The 17,484-nt window shown below is 48.3% G+C and carries 14 protein-coding genes; 10 read left to right on the forward strand and 4 right to left on the reverse strand.

Features of this window, described 5'->3' with window-relative positions; genetic code table 11:
* Positions 1-103: 103 nt before the first annotated feature.
* From HPY28_RS04210 to HPY28_RS04225, 4 genes are read left to right on the forward strand one after another with little or no spacing between them, the layout of a single operon-like run.
* The gene (locus HPY28_RS04210; RefSeq protein ID WP_174230113.1) at positions 104-1,294 is read left to right on the forward strand and encodes a helix-turn-helix domain-containing protein; all 1,191 of its coding nucleotides are present in this window, start codon (positions 104-106) and stop codon (positions 1,292-1,294) included.
* Positions 1,295-1,340: 46 nt separating this feature from the next.
* Positions 1,341-2,342 (forward strand): ABC transporter substrate-binding protein, encoded by a 1,002-nt coding sequence (locus HPY28_RS04215; protein ID WP_017247899.1) that lies wholly within the window; start codon positions 1,341-1,343, stop codon positions 2,340-2,342.
* Positions 2,339-3,142 carry an alpha/beta hydrolase gene (locus tag HPY28_RS04220; RefSeq protein ID WP_017247898.1) on the forward strand — a complete coding sequence of 268 codons (804 nt, stop codon included), beginning with the start codon at positions 2,339-2,341 and terminating at the stop codon, positions 3,140-3,142. Before HPY28_RS04215 ends, HPY28_RS04220 begins: the two co-directional genes overlap by 4 nt.
* A gap of 38 nt (positions 3,143-3,180) precedes the next feature.
* Positions 3,181-3,975 (forward strand): DUF817 domain-containing protein, encoded by a 795-nt coding sequence (locus tag HPY28_RS04225; protein WP_017247897.1) that lies wholly within the window; start codon positions 3,181-3,183, stop codon positions 3,973-3,975.
* 55 nt (positions 3,976-4,030) lie between these two features.
* Here HPY28_RS04225 and HPY28_RS04230 read toward each other — a convergent pair whose 3' ends face one another.
* Complete coding sequence (locus HPY28_RS04230) at positions 4,031-5,014, reverse strand: ABC transporter substrate-binding protein (RefSeq protein ID WP_173624313.1); 984 nt, start codon at positions 5,012-5,014, stop codon at positions 4,031-4,033.
* Positions 5,015-5,216: 202 nt separating this feature from the next.
* Positions 5,217-6,365 (reverse strand): MFS transporter, encoded by a 1,149-nt coding sequence (locus tag HPY28_RS04235; protein ID WP_017247895.1) that lies wholly within the window; start codon positions 6,363-6,365, stop codon positions 5,217-5,219.
* Positions 6,366-6,535: 170 nt separating this feature from the next.
* On the opposite strand from HPY28_RS04235, the gene HPY28_RS04240 reads away from it, so the two are divergent.
* From HPY28_RS04240 to HPY28_RS04255, 4 genes are all read left to right on the forward strand, one after another.
* Entirely contained in the window at positions 6,536-7,087 is a 552-nt protein-coding gene (locus tag HPY28_RS04240) for a helix-turn-helix domain-containing protein (RefSeq protein ID WP_173624312.1), read from the forward strand.
* 31 nt (positions 7,088-7,118) lie between these two features.
* Positions 7,119-8,207: a M24 family metallopeptidase gene (locus tag HPY28_RS04245; RefSeq protein ID WP_174230114.1), complete on the forward strand. Its 1,089-nt coding sequence runs from the start codon at positions 7,119-7,121 to the stop codon at positions 8,205-8,207.
* Positions 8,208-8,747, forward strand: coding sequence for a GNAT family N-acetyltransferase (locus tag HPY28_RS04250; protein WP_017247892.1), 540 nt, complete (start codon positions 8,208-8,210; stop codon positions 8,745-8,747). It begins immediately after the preceding gene.
* 208 nt (positions 8,748-8,955) lie between these two features.
* Positions 8,956-9,873 (forward strand): acetamidase/formamidase family protein, encoded by a 918-nt coding sequence (locus tag HPY28_RS04255; RefSeq protein WP_174230178.1) that lies wholly within the window; start codon positions 8,956-8,958, stop codon positions 9,871-9,873.
* A gap of 150 nt (positions 9,874-10,023) precedes the next feature.
* Here the strand turns inward: HPY28_RS04255 and HPY28_RS04260 are convergent, their stop codons facing one another.
* Together HPY28_RS04260 and HPY28_RS04265 are read right to left on the reverse strand one after the other, a co-directional pair.
* A complete protein-coding gene (locus HPY28_RS04260; protein WP_173624310.1) occupies positions 10,024-11,943 on the reverse strand; it encodes an endonuclease/exonuclease/phosphatase family protein in 1,920 nt (639 codons plus the stop codon).
* A gap of 1,337 nt (positions 11,944-13,280) precedes the next feature.
* Positions 13,281-14,879: a peptide chain release factor 3 gene (locus HPY28_RS04265; protein ID WP_174230115.1), complete on the reverse strand. Its 1,599-nt coding sequence runs from the start codon at positions 14,877-14,879 to the stop codon at positions 13,281-13,283.
* A gap of 186 nt (positions 14,880-15,065) precedes the next feature.
* On the opposite strand from HPY28_RS04265, the gene HPY28_RS04270 reads away from it, so the two are divergent.
* Both HPY28_RS04270 and HPY28_RS04275 read left to right on the forward strand, forming a co-directional pair.
* A complete protein-coding gene (locus HPY28_RS04270; RefSeq protein ID WP_173624309.1) occupies positions 15,066-16,586 on the forward strand; it encodes a carboxypeptidase M32 in 1,521 nt (506 codons plus the stop codon).
* A gap of 177 nt (positions 16,587-16,763) precedes the next feature.
* Positions 16,764-17,483, forward strand: a complete 720-nt coding sequence (locus HPY28_RS04275) for a 3-ketoacyl-ACP reductase (protein ID WP_017247885.1) — start codon at positions 16,764-16,766, stop codon at positions 17,481-17,483.
* Position 17,484: the final 1 nt, after the last annotated feature.

Genomic DNA, 17,484 nt, shown 5'->3' on the forward strand with positions numbered 1-17,484 from the left:
GGTCGCCTTATTTTTTCTGCCTCTATCATTTTCGCTATCATTCATAGATAATAATTATCATTATCATCAAAATGCATACTTGCCTGAAAAGGTGGATGGTTTCATGAAACATAACGAAGCATACAAGCCTAGTCGTCAAATGTCACTAGACGAGGTCCGCGCCTATATAATCTGTAACTTCGATCGTCCGTTAAACGTAACTACGTTGGCAGCGATGGCGAACTTAAGTTCGAGCTATTTTGGTGATTCGTTCAAGAAGGCTTACGGGCAAAGTGTCATGGACTATGTAACGAGTCTGCGTATCAATCACGCCAAGCGATTGTTACGCGAGACGGATATGAAGCTGCGGGAGATTGCGAAAACAATCGGGTATAGCGATGAGTTTTACTTTAGTCGGAAGTTCAAGAAGGAAGTGGGTGTATCCCCCTCCTCGTATGAAAGAGTTTCCGAGCGCAAAGTTGCCGTCTACACCCCTTCCCTACTGGGACATCTAATGGTACTTGGGATTATACCAGTCGCTGCTCCTTTGGATGCGAAGTGGACCCCCTATTACTATCAGCAGTATCAGCAACGGATTGCGGTTCATCTAAAAGCGGTCGAAACACCATGGAACGATGACGATCAGGAAATGATGCTTCTGGCTGCCAAGCCTGATATTGTCATCAGCCACATAGAACTTCCCGAAACTACTAGGCAACGCTTATCTGCACATGGCATAGACGTCTTGACCCTCCAATCTTCTGGCTGGAGAGAACGATTACGTGAAGTTGCCAGTTACACGGGCAAAGAATCAGCTTGTGACTCCTGGATTGCTTTTTATGAAGCGAAGGCTGCTGCCGTTCGCGCAGACCTGCAGTCCGTGCTCAAACAAGATAAATTTGCGATCATTCGACTATATCGGGATGGCATCCATCTCTACAACAACAAGGGGATGAAGGAGCTTCTGTGCGATGATTTGCAGCTTTCTCTTGTGGAAGAGGAAACGGAACCTTGCAATCGGCCAATTACGCTTGAGCAGCTAGTGAGCTTAGACCCGGAGCGAATCCTGTTGTTCGTTTGTCTGGATGAGTCGACACGTATAAACTGGCTGACGCTACAGCATCATTCGCTTTGGAGAGGACTTCGCGCTGTTCAAGATGGGTATCTCTATTCCTTGCCTTCTAATCCGTGGTACGAGTATTCACCCGTTGCCATGAATCGGATGCTGGATGAAATGCTACTGATGGTAACGGGGAAAAGTCCAAATGCGATTCAAGGTGTTGTCCATGGAGCCCCTTTCTTGTGTGAATTATAATGTTTTCCAGTGAGAAACATTATCAACGAGAGGGGATTCCACTTGTATGACAAAGAAAACTAGCCTTGCCCTGATGCTGACCACGACGATGCTCGTTGCTGGACTTACGGCAGGCTGCGGGAGCAATGCAAGCAGTGAGGCAGTGACGCAGAAGGTCGATTCGTCCGCGACTGGGAGCGTCGAAGGATCGGCAAAGAGCTCATCTGATCAGCCTGCCTACCCGCGGGTACTAAAAGATGAAATGGGTAACGAGGTGACATTGCCTGCCGCACCTGCCAAAATATTCGCTCCCAATCTGGAAGATACATTGGTCGCATTAGGCGTTGCTCCGGTCGTGCAGTGGTCAACGGGCTCAAGACCAAAAATGTATTTGCAAGATAAGCTAAAAGATGTGCCGTCCATTACCTTCGCAGGTGGATTGCCTCCAGAGCCGGAAGCTGTTATGGCCCATGAGCCAGATCTCATCCTCTTGCACAATGCCAACCATATCGAAAGCGGCGTGTACGATAAATATAAGATGATTGCTCCGACATATGTGTTCAAACAGGCAAATTCTGATCTTGAATCTTCCGTACGCGTGGTTGGCGATCTGTTGGGCAAGTCGACGGAAGCTGAAAAAGCTTTGCAGACATATAAGGAGCATGTCGAGTCAGCCAAAAAGGAGTTGGCCCCTCATATCCAAGGCAAAAAAGCCGCAATCATTCGCTTCAATGGCAGAGGGATGTTCTTCATCAAATACGATTTCTTCAGTGGATACGTACTTACCAAAGAACTGGGCTTTTTGCCAAGCCAGGTCGTATCCAGCGGTGACATTAATTTATCACTAGAGAGCTTACCTGATTTGGATGCGGACTATATTTTCCTCATCAATGACGCTGGTACGGGGGATGCGTTTGAGAAAGACTTGACAGAGAGTGCTGTTTGGAAAAGCATGGAGGCTGTGAAGAACGGTCGTACGTTTAAAGTTGAGGGAGATCACTGGTTAAGTGGTGGTCTGATCGCACATATGAAAGTCATTGACGATGTGAAAGGATTGATTGCAAAATGAGAATCATAGAGAAAAACGGCTACTCCCCTAGTAATTGTGTAGAGTGGACACTGCAATCAAGCCAAGGTCGTGACTATCGGATTATGATTGCGATTCCGGAAGCTGAGGCCCCTCCTGAAGGGTATGCGGTTATTTATGCCGTGGATGGCGATGCGATGTTCGGAACGATTGCCGAGACAGTGAAGGTCCAAACCCGTAAGCCCAAGGGCTTCAACCCAGCCATTGTTGTAGGAATCGGCTATCCATCACGTCTGCCATTTGACATGGACCGCCGGTGTTATGATCTGACCATGCCTGTGGACGCAGCTACGCTTCCTGACCGACCAAACGGGCAGTCTTGGCCAGAGTATGGCGGAGTTGATTTGTTCCTCGATTTCCTTGAACAGCAGCTAATGCCAGCTATTTCTTCCGAGTGGCAAATAAATCCGAACAAACAGGCGATTTTCGGCCACTCCTTGGGCGGCCATTTCACACTGTATACGATGTTCTCGCGTCCGAAGCTATTCTCTCACGTCATATCAGGCAGTCCTTCCGTTTGGTGGGGCAATGACGAGGTAATGAGGGAGCAAGAGCGCTTCATTGCCCAATGGAAAGGGGAACACGAAGTAAAGCTTCTTGTCATTGTTGGCGGTGATGAACTCTCCTTCATGGTCGAGGGTGCACAACGGGTCGTCGAGCGCATGAAACCACTCGCTACCAAAGGTATTCAAGTGAGCTACATCAAATTCGAAGATGAGGGCCACGTAAGCGTGCTGCCTTCCGCGATCAATAGACTGGTGCGGTTTGTGCTTACGGATTAACTCTCTGAAACTACTTTCAGAACGTAAAGGACAGACAAATGATACGATATATTCGTTTATTGCTTCATTTCGGCTATCAAGAAGCCATGTCATGCTTGTTTCCGGTCTTTATTTTTGCTTCGCTGGCCTTATCCAAATTCGTCACCATTCCTGGTTTGCCGAGGTATGACCTCCTGCTTTTGCTTTGCCTACTCTTCCAAATCTTCATGGTGAAAAGTGGCTTGGAGTCTCGGGACGAATTGAAGGTCATCACGGTCTTTCACGTGATCGGGCTGTGCTTGGAAATATTCAAGGTGCATATGGGATCTTGGAGCTATCCAGAAGATGCGTACAGCAAGGTGTTTGGCGTTCCTCTTTACAGTGGGTTCATGTACGCCAGTGTCGCGAGCTACTTATGTCAAGCTTGGCGCCGACTAGAGGTCTCTCTCTCTGGCTGGCCGCATCAGATTATCGCCACCATTTTGGGCGCCATGATCTATCTGAACTTTTTCACCCACCATTATATTTGGGATTTGCGTTGGGTGCTGATGGCAGCTATTTTCATTGTCTTCTGGAAAACCCGTGTTTATTTTAGCGTCGCGAACGAGCGATTTTTCATGCCCATCCCTCTTGGTTACTTTTTGATCGGTTTTTTCATTTGGATTGCGGAAAATATAGCGACGTTCCTCGGTGCTTGGAATTATCCGAATCAAAGAGCAGGCTGGGAGCTCGTGCATCTCAGTAAAATCAGCTCGTGGTTTTTACTTGTCATCGTGAGCTTTATTATCGTGGCAGAATTGAAGCACGTAAAATCCAGAAGATCCCAGTCCCATGATAGCAAGAGACACATATAAAAAGCCTATCCACTCTTTCGCACGAAACGTCAAAGGGTGGATAGGCTTTTTCTTCTTATTTGACTACGTTGCTCAGTACATTCTCAATCATTTGGCGGTTAGCAATGACGCCTGTGTACAGCCAACTGGAATCTTTCGCAAATGTATAGGCATTTCCATTCTTCACAGCAGGGATATTCGCCCATACGGGGTCCTTTTGCAGCTGTTCCAAACCAGTCGGATTACTGTTTACGATAAACAAGTACTCGGCATCGAGTTCAGCCAATTTCTCCATGGAAATCGAATTCCAGTTTGCTTCTCCTGACTTGGAGATTTCCTGAACGATGGTAGGAACCTTAAAGCCGAGGTCCTTGTAGAGCACATCGCCGCTAGACAAGTCCTGACGTGCTACGTACACATTTTTCCCCGTCATCCACAGTGCTGCCGCTGATTTTTCTCCGATCGCTTGCTGCAACTTTTGTTTGGATTCGGCTGCAAATGTCTCATAATTCGCCAGCACTTTCTTCGCTTCTTCCCCCTTGTTAAGGACTTCTCCTACTGTCAGGAGTTCTTTGCGCCAATCGCTGTTCTTTTCTTTTCCGATTGTATAGGTTGGCGCAATTTTTTCGTACTGACTATACTTGTCGCCTTGGATCAAGGTCGCGCTATCCAAAATAATCAGGTCAGGACTGTGGCTCATCACAACTTCTGGTGGCAGATCATAAGGAATCGCTGGAATACCCGCCAGCTCCTTTTGCAGGTAGCCCTGTACCTCGCTGTTTCCTACAGACCATTGGGCAACTGGCTTCACTCCCAACGCTACTAAATGATCCTCCAGATAAGAAGCGATCACGCGCTTCGGTTGGGTTGGGACTGTTACTTCATTTCCCATCGCATCCTTCAGTACTCGTGGAGCTTCAGCCCCCGGTGTCGCAGTCTGACTGTCACCCGCTTGAGTCTCTGGATTCGCTGCGTTCGGCTGGCCAGAACAAGCGCTCACGATTGTAACTAGGCTTGCCAATACGACACTTGCTATCGAAAGTTTGGCTGTTTTCTTCATTGGTGTATTCCTCCATCTGCGTCATGCCATCAAGCAGCGGCAATTGCCAACTCAACCACATTTTCACTGAGAATAATTATCAAAATCACAATGTGTATTATAGCGGATTATGGCACGATGCTCAACTTTTTGTTTATGGAAACGAAAAAAGACCCCCTGCTTACTAAGCAGAAAGTCCTTCTACTCTCTATTTTTAATCCGCTTAGCGTGGAACCCCGCTTAACAAGAATCGATGTAGTCCCCCGATCAGACACACGCCAGCTGTTACAAAAAACGCAATGAAGTAGGAATGGTGCCAATTCCCCAGCAGACCTGCCAATATTGGGCTCAATACCGCTCCGATCGACAATACCGCTGAGTAAATACTAAACACACTCCCGTATTGCTCTCGGGGTGAATGTACCGTCAAAATGGTCGCAAAAGCTGGGAACAGCATCCCAAAGCACGCCCCGAAGAAAAACATCATGACGTGAATCGGAATCGCCAAGCCGATTGCGAGGGCGTACAGAAGAAGGCTAAGCACACCCAATCCAGCAAACGTTCTCGTCTCTACGGGGACGCGATGCAGCCAAAACTGGCACAGAATCGCTAGTGCCCCCAAGCCTTTCAAACTGAACAATATGCCAGTAACTGCGGGGGACAGCCCTTGTTTTTGGATGAGCAAAGGCACTTCATAGATGATTGTTCCTTGGGCGTAAATGATCGCAAATCCCCCAAGAAACGCAGGGTACAGCATGCGATTTTCCAGGATAGCGGTAAGGCTCTGCTTGCCCCCACCTTTGATCCGTGGCGTGGACGGCGTGCTTCCCTCTACTCTTTGGGGCAACATCATCCAAGCGAAAACGCCAGCAATGATCATCATGTAGCCGAGAATCACGAATGATTGACCATAGCCGAACTGCACCGCCAAAAAGCTACCGACTGCCGGGGATACGATACCTGCCGAGGTAAGGACCAATCCCTTTTTACCCATGATTTCGCCCTGCTCAAGTGCCGTCTTCCCTGTTTCTCCGAGCAAGGCAGAACAAGCAGGGGATACAAACGCCATCAAAAACCCGAGCATCAGCCGAAAGGTAAAAAAGCCTGCGGTATTTTGCACGATGCCTTGGCCAATCAGCATCACACCAGCCAAAATCAATCCACCTGCGATAAACCATTTTTTCGGATAGCGATCGAGAAAAGGTCCTGCGAGCAGATTGCCTGTCAAATTGCTGATCGCATATCCGCCGAGCACAAAGCCGATCATCGCAGCGGATACACCCAATACGTTTAAATACGGCGCAAGAAGTGGCGTCTGCGCGTGCATGTCAAAGGCAACAAGAAACAAAACCACTAACAGGAGAGCCCTCAAAGCATTCCCTTCCTCTCTAACGGCCTATCTTTGTCCCAGTATATGAAGGGAATGGTACAAGTAGGATAAGAAAAGAATAGAGAAAATTCGGAATAAATGTAGCATTTATTTTCGTATTACCGTAATATTTACTGTAATACCGTAATTGTTTTTGGTCAGGAGGTGACTTTTTGGAGCACGTTTACAAAAAAATACGAACGCTTCGTATACAGCAGGAGCTTACTTTAAAGGATTTAAGTGAGAAATCAGGATTCTCCGTCAGTTTCTTATCACAAGTAGAGCGTGGTAACAGTTCGCTCGCGATTACTTCTCTGCAAAAAATTGCGGAATGCCTCGGTGTCCCCATTACGTACTTCTTTGAAGTAGAAAAAGATATCACGTACCACACTCCCATTGAAAAGCGTCAAACGTTGCAGATTGAAGGTTCACCTGTGAAGTACGTTCGAATCGGTGGGAATTTCCCCGATAGGGCGCTTGAACCCCTCCTCAACGTGTTGCCACCCGGACAGATGAAGCATGTCGCCTTTCAGCATCCAGGTGAAGAGTTTTATTACGTCGTAAAAGGATGTGTCACCATCGTCGTCGACGGAACAGAATACCATCTCGAACAAGGAGACACGATCCACTTCCCTTCCTCTCTCCTTCATACGTGGTACAATCCTTCCACTGTTGAAGAAGCCGAGATTCTGTCCGTTTTGACGCCTGTCATTTTTAGAACCTAACATTGTCTACCAATAAAAAAGGGTGATCGGGATGCAAGAAAGATTGGAAAAGCTGCACGCATATATGGAAAGCAGGAAACTGGACGCGTTGATTATTACGCATCCCAAAAACGTGTATTACTTTACCGGATTTTTGACAGAGCCACATGAACGTTTTATGGGCCTCGTTTTGGTGAGAGGCGAGTCCCCCTTCCTCTTCGTTCCACTTCTGGACGGTGAAAAAGCACGGGAGGCTTGTCCTGCCATTATGATTTACACCCATGACGATTCACAGAATGCACTAACTGTGCTTCAGCATTTGCTGCCGACTCCCCTCTCTCACATTGGTGTGGAGAAGAACCATTTGACAGCGAAATCATATGAGGCACTCGTATCGATCGTGCAAGCTACAGAAGCAGTGGATGTCGGAGAATTGCTGGGCAATATACGTGTGGCTAAGGATGCATCTGAAATCGCGACTATCAAGCGAGCTATTTGGGTGATGGAGGAATCCCTACGCCGTACGCTTCCTCTGATATCCATAGGGATGACGGAACTGGACGTCGTCGCAGAGCTGGAATACCAGATGAAAAAGCTAAAAGCCCAAGGCCCATCCTTTTCAACGATTGTACTAGCTGGAGAAAAATCAGCACTGCCCCATGGTGACCCGGGGACACGTGTGATTCAGGCGGGTGAAGTTTTGTTGATTGACGCAGGGGTGTATGTCGATGGGTATGTATCAGACCTGACTCGTACTTTTGCAGTTGGTCAACTGGGTGCAGAATTGCTTGACATGTACGATACGGTCTTGCAAGCGAATCTGGCTGGGATACAAGCCGTTCGACCAGGCGCTCTGATCGCAGAGGTTGACCTAGCTGCACGAGGTGTCATTGCAGACCGGGGCTATGGAGAATTTTTCATCAATCGTGTAGGGCACGGAATCGGATTGGAGCTTCATGAGGCCCCGTACGTTCACAGCCAGGCAGTTGGAGACCTCATCCCAGGCATGGTTTTCACGATTGAACCGGGCATTTATAACACGAAGATCGGTGGCATTCGCATTGAAGACAATGTGCTCGTCACGAAGGATGGCGTAGAAGTATTGACGTCTTTTCCCAAAGAGCTGCAAATCATCGGATAAATGAAAAAAGAAAAGGCTGGTGTCGTTCCTTTGAAAGTGCTAGAAACAGATCGTCTCATCCTCCGCTGGCAAACTGCCGAAGACGCTAATTTTGTCTTGAAACTGATGAATGAGCCTTCTTGGATTCGATTTATTGGCGATCGTGGTCTTCGTACGCCAGAAGACGCCCGCAACTATATTTTGAATGGTGCTGTCGCGATGTATGCGAGTCATGGCTTTGGTCTGTATTTGGCAGAGCTGAAGGAAGGAAATGTTCCGATCGGTTTATGTGGACTGATCAAGAGGGATTCGTTGGAGGATGTCGATATCGGCTTTGCCTTTCTGCCCGCATACTGGGGCAAAGGCTACGCGTATGAGGCAGCCTCTGCCGTTCTTACCCACGGAAAAGAAGTTGTCGGCTTAAAGCGCATCGTAGCAATCACTAACCCCGATAATACATCTTCTGCCAATCTTTTAAAGAAAATCGGCCTGCAAGATAAAGGGATGATTACCCTTCCGAATAATACGGAGGAAGTCAAGTTTTTTGCCATCGAGTTCTAGTCCATACTGTCTAAATGAGTCGTGGAATTGGTGAAATGGATCAGACGTCCGTTGTCAAAAGAAAATAAAGTATTAGACACTAGTCAATATTACATCGAGAAAACTTAGAAAAGATACCAAAAGGGATTTTATCCTCCGTACTGAGAATTATGATAGACAAATATTCAGATATTTGACTTTAAACATTCCAGGAAAGGCAGTGAATGAAATGGCCATACATACGTTTCAACCGCAACTGTATTACAACAATATCGGCTCTTATGAACCGGCGCTGGTTATAAACGACGGCGACACGGTTATCACCTCTACCATCGATGCAAGAGGATGGGATCACATGGGAGAAAGCGTTGCCCCCAGAGGAAATCCGATGACGGGTCCCTTCTACGTGGAAGGCGCACAACCCGGTGATGTGTTGGAGGTTAAGCTGGAATCGATGACGCCAAACCGGGACTGGGGATGGACATGCAATGTGCTTGCGCCTAACGTAGTCGATCCGCTGACAGCTACAACATTGCCCACTCTGGAAATAGTCCGCTGGCAGGTGGATGCTGCGCAGGCTATAGCGCGGTTAGAGAAGCCGACACCTGGTTTAGAATACCTGAACCTGCCGATTCGTCCGTTTCTCGGCTGTTTCGGCGTAGCCCCTTCCCAAGGTCAGGCCATATCAGCGGCGACAAGCGGCAATTACGGCGGTAATATGGACTACAAAGCGTTAGTTGCCGGTGTCTCTGTCTATTTTCCAGTGTTTGCGGAAGGCGCGCTTTTTCATCTTGGCGATGGACATGCGACACAGGGATGCGGCGAAATTGTCGGCACGGGTATAGAAATATCGTTAGACGTCCGTTTTTCCGTCCATGTGCATAAGGGCAAGACGATAAAATGGCCTAGGGTAGAGTCTGACACTCACTTGTCTTGCATCGGCAACGTCAGACCGCTCGAACAAGCGCTTCAGCACGCAACTACTGAAATGCTCTCCTTGCTAGTTGAAGACTATGGGCTCTCTGTAAATGAAGCAAGCCTGCTGCTCGGCCAAGTCGTCGAATATGAGGTGGCCAACGTGTTCAATCCCGCTTACAGTGTCGCCTGTAAAATTCCAAAAGCATATTTACCTGTTCGCAAATCCTAGCCCGCTCAATCGATTAAGAGGGGACGGATAGCCGGATGACCCTGTCAAACAAGGCAGAGACCTCAAGTAGTAGGCGCATGTATGTGCATGCGCCTACTCTATTCTTACATTCAATGAACAAGGACGGCCTTTATCCGGAATATCTTAGATTCAGTGGGGCAGGTCGATCTTAACCAGGACAGGGTCGTGGTCGCTTGCCCGTCCGTGCTCTTCCGTAAATTCGGAGTTGATGTTTACGATATCAACCTTCGCGTTGTCGGCCAGATGACGGCTGACGAGGATGTGGTCCAGGGCCTGCGAGTTGCCATCGTACACGTAGGTGTATTGCTCCCTTGCAGGCAGTTGTTCCACCATGTTGACCAGTACTTCTTCCTTTAGTGTAAGGATCGGCTTGGAGAAGGAGAAGTCGTTCAGGTCCCCAAGTACCACCACGTTGGCGTCCGGGTCGGCAGCGTGGATTTCCCTGACGAATCCATTCACCTCCTGGGCGATTTTCACACGTTGCGCCTCGCTGGTCAGCACAGGGGGCTGTTGGGAACCGAAAAGGCCGCTATCTCCTCCTTTGGAATTGAAGTGGTTGGCAATCACGATCACCTGTTTGCCGCGGAACAAAAACTCAGCGGCGAGCGGCTTGCGGCTTTTTTCGAACGCCGCGTTGCCCGGGTCAATTCGTCCTGGATTGTGGGATAGATGGGCTACGCCTTGCTGTGTTACTACATGGACGGCGGTATTTGCATTCCCAGCAGGACGGTCCGCCAGACGGACACGCTCGGGATTGTAAAGGAATCCGACGCGGATGTTGCCCCCCTTCTGTCCTCCGTCGTTGTTGTTCACGGGAGCGATGTCCACATAGCGGTAGGCGGGGCCTCCTTGCCGGGACACTTCATCGATCAACACCTGTGCGGACAGTCTGGCATCCGTCACGCCTGTGTCCGCCGGACCGTCATTGTCCTGCATCTCAATCACTCCGACGATGTCGGGCTTCTTCAGGTTGTGCACCAAAGAGGCGGAGATTCGCTTCACCTTTTCCAAATCGGAGACCCTTGAAAAATTCTCGATGTTATAGGACGCGATCGTCAATTGATCTGCCGCGGGTTCTATCGTTGTCTCAAACGGTCGGTATCCTCCGTCGATCAGCTGCAGCGGCTTGGTGTTGTAAAGCTTGTAGTTGGCAATGCTGTAATCGATCACACCCACAACTGGTTCTGCCAGCTTGTCGCCAACTTTTGCGATAGGCGCCTCTCCCGCCAGTTTGTTGGCAACGGTTATGCGCTCCGGATTGTAGTTGTCTTCCGCAATGATGATGCCTCCTGATGGGGTACGTACCTTTCCCGGATTCGCCTGGTCGTCAATGATGACAAACTCCACACTGGGAGGGTCGGTAAATCTCTTCGATTCCCCCACCACTCGCGGGTTTTTTACCTGCACCAGCATCCCTTCCACGCTTTCCCAGAAATCGATTCCGTCTTCTTCGGGATCAAAACGGGCAAATCTGTCATTATCAATCACGGTCGAGGGGTAGCGGTACGCTCCTTCACCCAGAACAAGAGGTGCTGGAAGAGGCTGGCCATTCTCCGTGACGCTGATCGCCGACGCATCAATCTCGGTCAGTGTGAGATCCGTCGCTTGCCTGTTCCTGCTCACGTATTCCTTCACGGTGCCCGATACCTTTACCCTGTCTCCCTCGTTCACCTGGACATTTGGTTCATAGACAAAGATCCCTTCCGACGTGCGGGGATCACTGTCCGGCTGGGTGTCCTGCATGTAAAAGCCTGTTACGCTGTTGCCGTCCTTCACCACTGCTGTCACGATACCTTCCACGTTGCTCACCGCGGCCCCTTCAAGCGGCGATCGGTGAGCCGCACCTTGGATGTCATGAATACGGACCGTGTCCGCCATCAGCGTCACGTCTCCAGGAGTGTTCCGGTCTGGTTCGGGCAGGCTTAGTCGATTTTGCGGCGCCAAGCCCCCCTGGCGCAGAAGCACAACTAGAGCAACGGAAGCGACAAGCACCAAAAATGCCAGCGCCGGCTTTTGCCAGCGTCTGTTGTTCCTACTCGATGTTCTCATACTCCTATTACCACCTTTTCACTTATGTTAATCACTCCGTATCGAAAACAACCTGACCCGCAAGTCAGCGCAGCTTGCGGGTCAGGCTTTGCAGAAACCTCCTCTGTCATTTCCCGCAAGTCACTGCGAAAACATATTTTCCACAGAGTTGTTACTCTGATAAATGTTTAGCGTTGAATTCTGTGCATGACGGAATCGGGACCATCATTAGTTTACTCTTTAACAGCATTTACACTGATTTCGATGCTGTTTTCCACGCTTTAGGCATATATCGATGATCTGTTTTATCGAGCGTAATACCTTTGCTCCAGAACGGATAGTGCTCTTCCCAGAAGGTAACCTTCACACCTCCCATTTGTCCCCTACAATCGTAACATCTATGGAATTTGACAATAATCAGGGAATTTGCAAATGTTATGTATTCCAATGTCATTGTTCCAAAAAACTCATCCGCATGGCATCAAACCGTGGTTCTGCATATGGCATTACTGTTTCCAAAAGGTTGTGTCTCTATGCGCCTTCGGGCCAGCGAGCTGCCATAATGTTACGTCGTTTTGTTCGCCAATGCGCAGATGAAGGAAATCGCTGACATGTTATGTAGAATCGCGGAGGATAATATGTCACACGTCATGCGAGGACAATCATCTGTTTGTGCTTGAGATGCAAGCTTCCGTACCCGCGTATTTGTTTGTACAGCGAGGCAGCCCCTTTGGCTTTTCCGTTCTTTGGTAGCATAAAAAAATCCCCTCCGTGAACAGGTTAAACTGCCCCGGTGTCGTAGCCACCTAAAAGAGTCAGAGGCAGTCCAGGACACGAAAATAAAGTCCTAGACTGCCTCTGTTTCATTGACCTAACGTACCTGATAGCGTAATGAAACACATCTTCTTAAAATGAGAATGATTCAAGTGCTGCACAGCTCTGTTTATTCCCACGATACGGTGACCTTGAAGCAATCGATTGCACGACTAGATTTCCATAACATCGAACACGCGGTGAAGCTAGCGGAAAATATCGAAATTTACCTGCATAAAACAATCAAATCCCAGATACGAGGTCTCTATTATCTATATCAATTGATTCTTTCGTCTATCTATATCAATTGATTCTTTCGTCGGGCTGTTCAGAAAAAACGTAAGCTGCCCGTTAGCGTAATGAAGCATCGCCAGTCTACTACTATATTTTCTCAGTCTACTACTTTATTTTCTTTGAACATCCGTATTCGTTGTACTCCAACAAGTGGATACCTGTGTCGCCTGTGCCAAAGTAAATGTCGTGCAAGACAGGCAACTGCAAAGAGGGCCTCACCGTAATCGGGAGGCCCTGCATTTCTTTTTCAATTAAGAATGAACGGATTTCAAACCAAGAGAACTCTCGTGGAACTTGATATTCGAGTACTTATCCATCGCAACACGCAGCTGGTACTCGCTCTCAAACAGCATAACGGGACGGCCATAACAGTCGGAAACAGTTCGATTCTTCACAGCATCGAGGTCTGCTTTCTCCCCTTCGAGCCAGCGAGCGATTTGATACGGCATACGAGTCAACATGATGTCTACCCCGTACTCGGCTTTCAAACGGTATTCCAGTACCTCGAACTGCAGCACACCTACCACACCAAGAATCAGCTCTTCCATCGGATGGGTACGGAATAACTGCACCGTTCCTTCCTCGGTCAACTGCATGATCCCTTTTTGGAATTGCTTGTGCTTCATCGCGTCCTTCACCATCACCTTGGAGAAAAACTCTGGCGAGAAGTGCGGCATTTCTTCGTACTCAAACGTTTTTCCAACACAGAGTGTATCACCGATCTGGAAAATGCCCGGGTCAAAAAGACCGATGACATCTCCCGCGAACGATTCGTCGACTATTTCGCGGTCCTGTGCCATAAACTGTACTGGCTGCGCCAATTTGATGTCTTTGCCAAGACGGACGTGCTTGACTGACATTCCCCGCTCAAACTTTCCGGAGCAAATACGCAAGAAAGCGATGCGATCTCGGTGAGCTGGATTCATATTGGCTTGGATTTTGAAAATGAAGCCGGAGAACGCGTTCGTATACGGATCGATCAAGCCTTCTGTACTTTTCTTCGCAGAAGGTGCTGGCGCCATTTGCAGGAAGTTATCCAGGAATGTTTGTACACCGAAGTTGTTGATGGCACTACCGAAGAAAACAGGTGTCAGTTGTCCTTTGTTGATCAGTTCAGGATCGTATTCATCTCCCGCAACATCCAGCAGGGAGATTTCATCCTGCAATTGCTGCCACAGTTCTTGACCGACACGATCACCGATTAGTGGATCTTCTGCTCCTTCTACAGGGAAAAAGGAAATATCCTCGTGCTGTGTATTGTTTTGATACAGCTCGACACGAGACTTCATGCGGTCAAATACACCGCTGAAATAGCTGCCCATCCCAATCGGCCAGTTCATCGGATAAGAACGAATACCCAGTACGCGCTCAATTTCTTCCAAGAGCTCGAATGGATCTTTACCGTGACGGTCCAGCTTGTTCACGAACGTAAAGATCGGAATACCCCGCATCCGACAGACCTTGAACAGCTTGATCGTCTGTGCCTCTACCCCTTTTGCTACGTCGATAATCATCACAGCAGCGTCAGCAGCCGTCAGCGTACGGTACGTATCTTCACTGAAGTCCTGGTGACCAGGTGTATCCAAAATGTTGATGTGGTGTCCGTTGTATTCGAAATCCATCGCACTGGACGTTACGGAGATTCCACGCTTTTTCTCGATCTCCATCCAGTCGGAGGTAGCGTGCTTGGAATTTTTGCGCCCTTTGACCATCCCTGCTTCACGGATGGCTCCGCCGTAGTAGAGCAGCTTTTCCGTCATTGTCGTTTTACCCGCATCCGGGTGGGAGATGATGGCGAAGGTACGGCGTTTTGCTATCTCATTTTCCCATTGGGGATTGGATTGACTCATCTTCATTCTCCTGTCATCGCAAATAAGTAACTCATTTGTTTCCTCTACGATTATACCGACAAATGCTTGTCGCATCCACCTAGTAATTTTTCATTAAACCGTTATAATATTCAGTAGTAAAAATTTTTTGACTGCATGACTTACATATTAATTACCAGAATATTACAATTTTACAGGAGGAATCCTATGTCAACGACTGTGGAAACACGTACGGCCGAATTCCGTGACTATGTGAAGAAAATAACCAGCTACACGCAAGCACTGAACGTTCTTTATTGGGACAAGGCTACACAAGCGCCTCGCAATGGAATGGATGCCCGTTCTGAAATCATCGGGACTTTGGCTGGCGAGCAATTCAAGCTGGCGACGTCTAAAGAAATGGAAGCGCTTTTGACGGAGCTGAGTGAGCCATCTGTCCTCGAAACATTGGATGAAATTACCCGTCACAGTGTGCTGGAATGCAAAAAGGAATTTGACCGCAACAAGAAAATACCTGCTGACAGGCATCAGGAGTACGTCGTGCTGACCGCCAAAGCAGAAACGGTGTGGGAAGAAGCTCGTGCCAACAACGATTTTTCCATGTTCCAACCGTACCTCGAGAAAATCGTGAACTTCCAGCTCGAGTTCATCGAGTATTGGGGTCATGACGGTAAAAACAAGTACAACACCCTCTTGGACATGTATGAGCCTGGCATGACTGTCGACCAGCTCGATCCGATCTTCGCCACCTTGCGCGAGAAAACTGTCAAGCTGGTAAAAGCAATCGCCGACTCCCCGAACAAACCAAATACATCATTTTTGACGAAAAACTTCCCTGTGGCAGACCAAGAAGCATTCAGCCGTTATATCCTCGAGAAAATCGGGTACGACTTCAAGTCTGGCCGCATGGATCGCAGTGCGCATCCGTTCTGCACCACCTTCAATCCTGGTGATGTCCGCATTACGACGCGCTACGCTGAAAATGATTTCAACTCTGCGCTCTTCAGTTGTATTCACGAGGCTGGCCACGCGATGTACGAGCAGAACATCAATCCTGACCTGCTGTTCACTCCTCTGTGCGATGGTACCTCCATGGGGATTCACGAATCTCAATCCCGCTACTGGGAAAACATGGTCGGACGCAGTCTGCCGTTCTGGAATCACTTTTTCGCGGACTTGCAAAAAGCGTTCCCTACTCAATTCGAAGGTGTGTCCGTAGAAGACCTGCATCGTGCGGTTAACGCTGTTACTCCTTCCTTTATCCGTACGGAAGCAGATGAGTTGACGTACAACCTGCATGTCATGATCCGCTACGAAATCGAGAAAGGCTTGATCAATCAAACCATTCAAGTGGCTGATCTGCCAAAAATTTGGAACGAAAAAATGAAAGAATACCTGGGTGTCGAGCCACCGACAGATGCACTGGGTGTGCTTCAGGATGTACACTGGTCAGGTGGAATGATCGGCTACTTCCCTACTTACTCGCTGGGTAATGTGTATGCGGCACAATTCGTCCACGTTATGGAGAGTGAGATCAACGGCTACGAAGAACTGATCGCAAAAGGCGATTTCGCTCCAATCCGTGAGTGGCTCAAGGAAAAAATCCATCAGTACGGTAAAATGAAGAGCCCTCGTGAACTCGTTCAAGCGATTACAGGCGAAGGTACAAATGCGACTTACTTGATGAATTACCTTGAGAAAAAATACACAGACGTATACAAGCTGTAAGCAGTTATCCCCTTGCTATCCAATGTTCTCCCTGCTCAGGGAGGACATTTTTATTTTGCAAAGTTACTTTTCGTAACCTACGTACATAAAAGTGCATCCTTCCCCTCGAGGATAAATGCTAGTACACTGCACAATATACATGAGATTCCTATTGTCTTGAAAAAGGAGTGTTATCGATTGGCTATCGATCTAAAAGGAAAAACCGCAATCATTACAGGAGCAGGTAAAGGCATTGGTCGCGCTACTGCAATTGCTTTGGCAAAAGAAGGCGTGAATCTTGGACTCTTGGCTCGCTCTGAGGAAAATTTGAAGCAAGTAGCCAAGGAAATAGAAGCATTCGGCGTGAAGGTCGCGATTGCCACAGCAGACGTTTCCAACTATGATGACGTCACGACAGCCGTTACCTCTATCAAAAATGAACTGGGTCACATTGATATTCTGCTCAACAATGCAGGCGTCGCTAAATTCGGTAAATTCCTGGAGCTTGAAACGAGCGAATGGGAACAAATCATCCAAGTCAATCTGATGGGTGTGTACTACGTCACTCGCGCTGTACTCCCTGGCATGATTGACCAAAACTCCGGTGACATTATCAACATCTCCTCCACTGCTGGACAAAAAGGAGCTCCTGTCACCAGCGCGTATAGTGCATCCAAGTTTGGTGTTCTTGGTCTGACTGAATCGTTGGCTCTCGAAGTGCGCAAACACAACATTCGCGTAACGGCGCTTACGCCTAGCACAGTAGCAACCGATATGGCTATTGACTTGGGTCTGACCGACGGAAATCCTGAAAAGACCATGCAACCTGAGGATATTGCTGAGTTCGTGGTTAGCCAGCTGAAGCTGAACAAACGCATCTTCGTAAAATCCGCTGGACTGTGGTCCACCAATCCATAGA

This window comes from Brevibacillus sp. HB1.2 (genome assembly GCF_013332495.1).
GTDB classification, from domain to species: Bacteria; Bacillota; Bacilli; order Brevibacillales; family Brevibacillaceae; genus Brevibacillus; species Brevibacillus porteri.

What these genes read in the sequence shown, in the direction of transcription:
- HPY28_RS04210 (WP_174230113.1), top strand. Translation starts at nt 104, where the DNA reads ATGAAACATAACGAAGCATACAAGCCTAGTCGTCAAATGTCACTAGAC.
- HPY28_RS04215 (WP_017247899.1), top strand. Translation starts at nt 1,341, where the DNA reads ATGACAAAGAAAACTAGCCTTGCCCTGATGCTGACCACGACGATGCTC.
- HPY28_RS04220 (WP_017247898.1), top strand. Translation starts at nt 2,339, where the DNA reads ATGAGAATCATAGAGAAAAACGGCTACTCCCCTAGTAATTGTGTAGAG.
- HPY28_RS04225 (WP_017247897.1), top strand. Translation starts at nt 3,181, where the DNA reads ATGATACGATATATTCGTTTATTGCTTCATTTCGGCTATCAAGAAGCC.
- HPY28_RS04230 (WP_173624313.1), bottom strand. Translation starts at nt 5,014, where the DNA reads ATGAAGAAAACAGCCAAACTTTCGATAGCAAGTGTCGTATTGGCAAGC.
- HPY28_RS04245 (WP_174230114.1), top strand. Translation starts at nt 7,119, where the DNA reads ATGCAAGAAAGATTGGAAAAGCTGCACGCATATATGGAAAGCAGGAAA.
- HPY28_RS04250 (WP_017247892.1), top strand. Translation starts at nt 8,208, where the DNA reads ATGAAAAAAGAAAAGGCTGGTGTCGTTCCTTTGAAAGTGCTAGAAACA.
- HPY28_RS04255 (WP_174230178.1), top strand. Translation starts at nt 8,956, where the DNA reads ATGGCCATACATACGTTTCAACCGCAACTGTATTACAACAATATCGGC.
- HPY28_RS04260 (WP_173624310.1), bottom strand. Translation starts at nt 11,943, where the DNA reads ATGAGAACATCGAGTAGGAACAACAGACGCTGGCAAAAGCCGGCGCTG.
- HPY28_RS04265 (WP_174230115.1), bottom strand. Translation starts at nt 14,879, where the DNA reads ATGAGTCAATCCAATCCCCAATGGGAAAATGAGATAGCAAAACGCCGT.
- HPY28_RS04270 (WP_173624309.1), top strand. Translation starts at nt 15,066, where the DNA reads ATGTCAACGACTGTGGAAACACGTACGGCCGAATTCCGTGACTATGTG.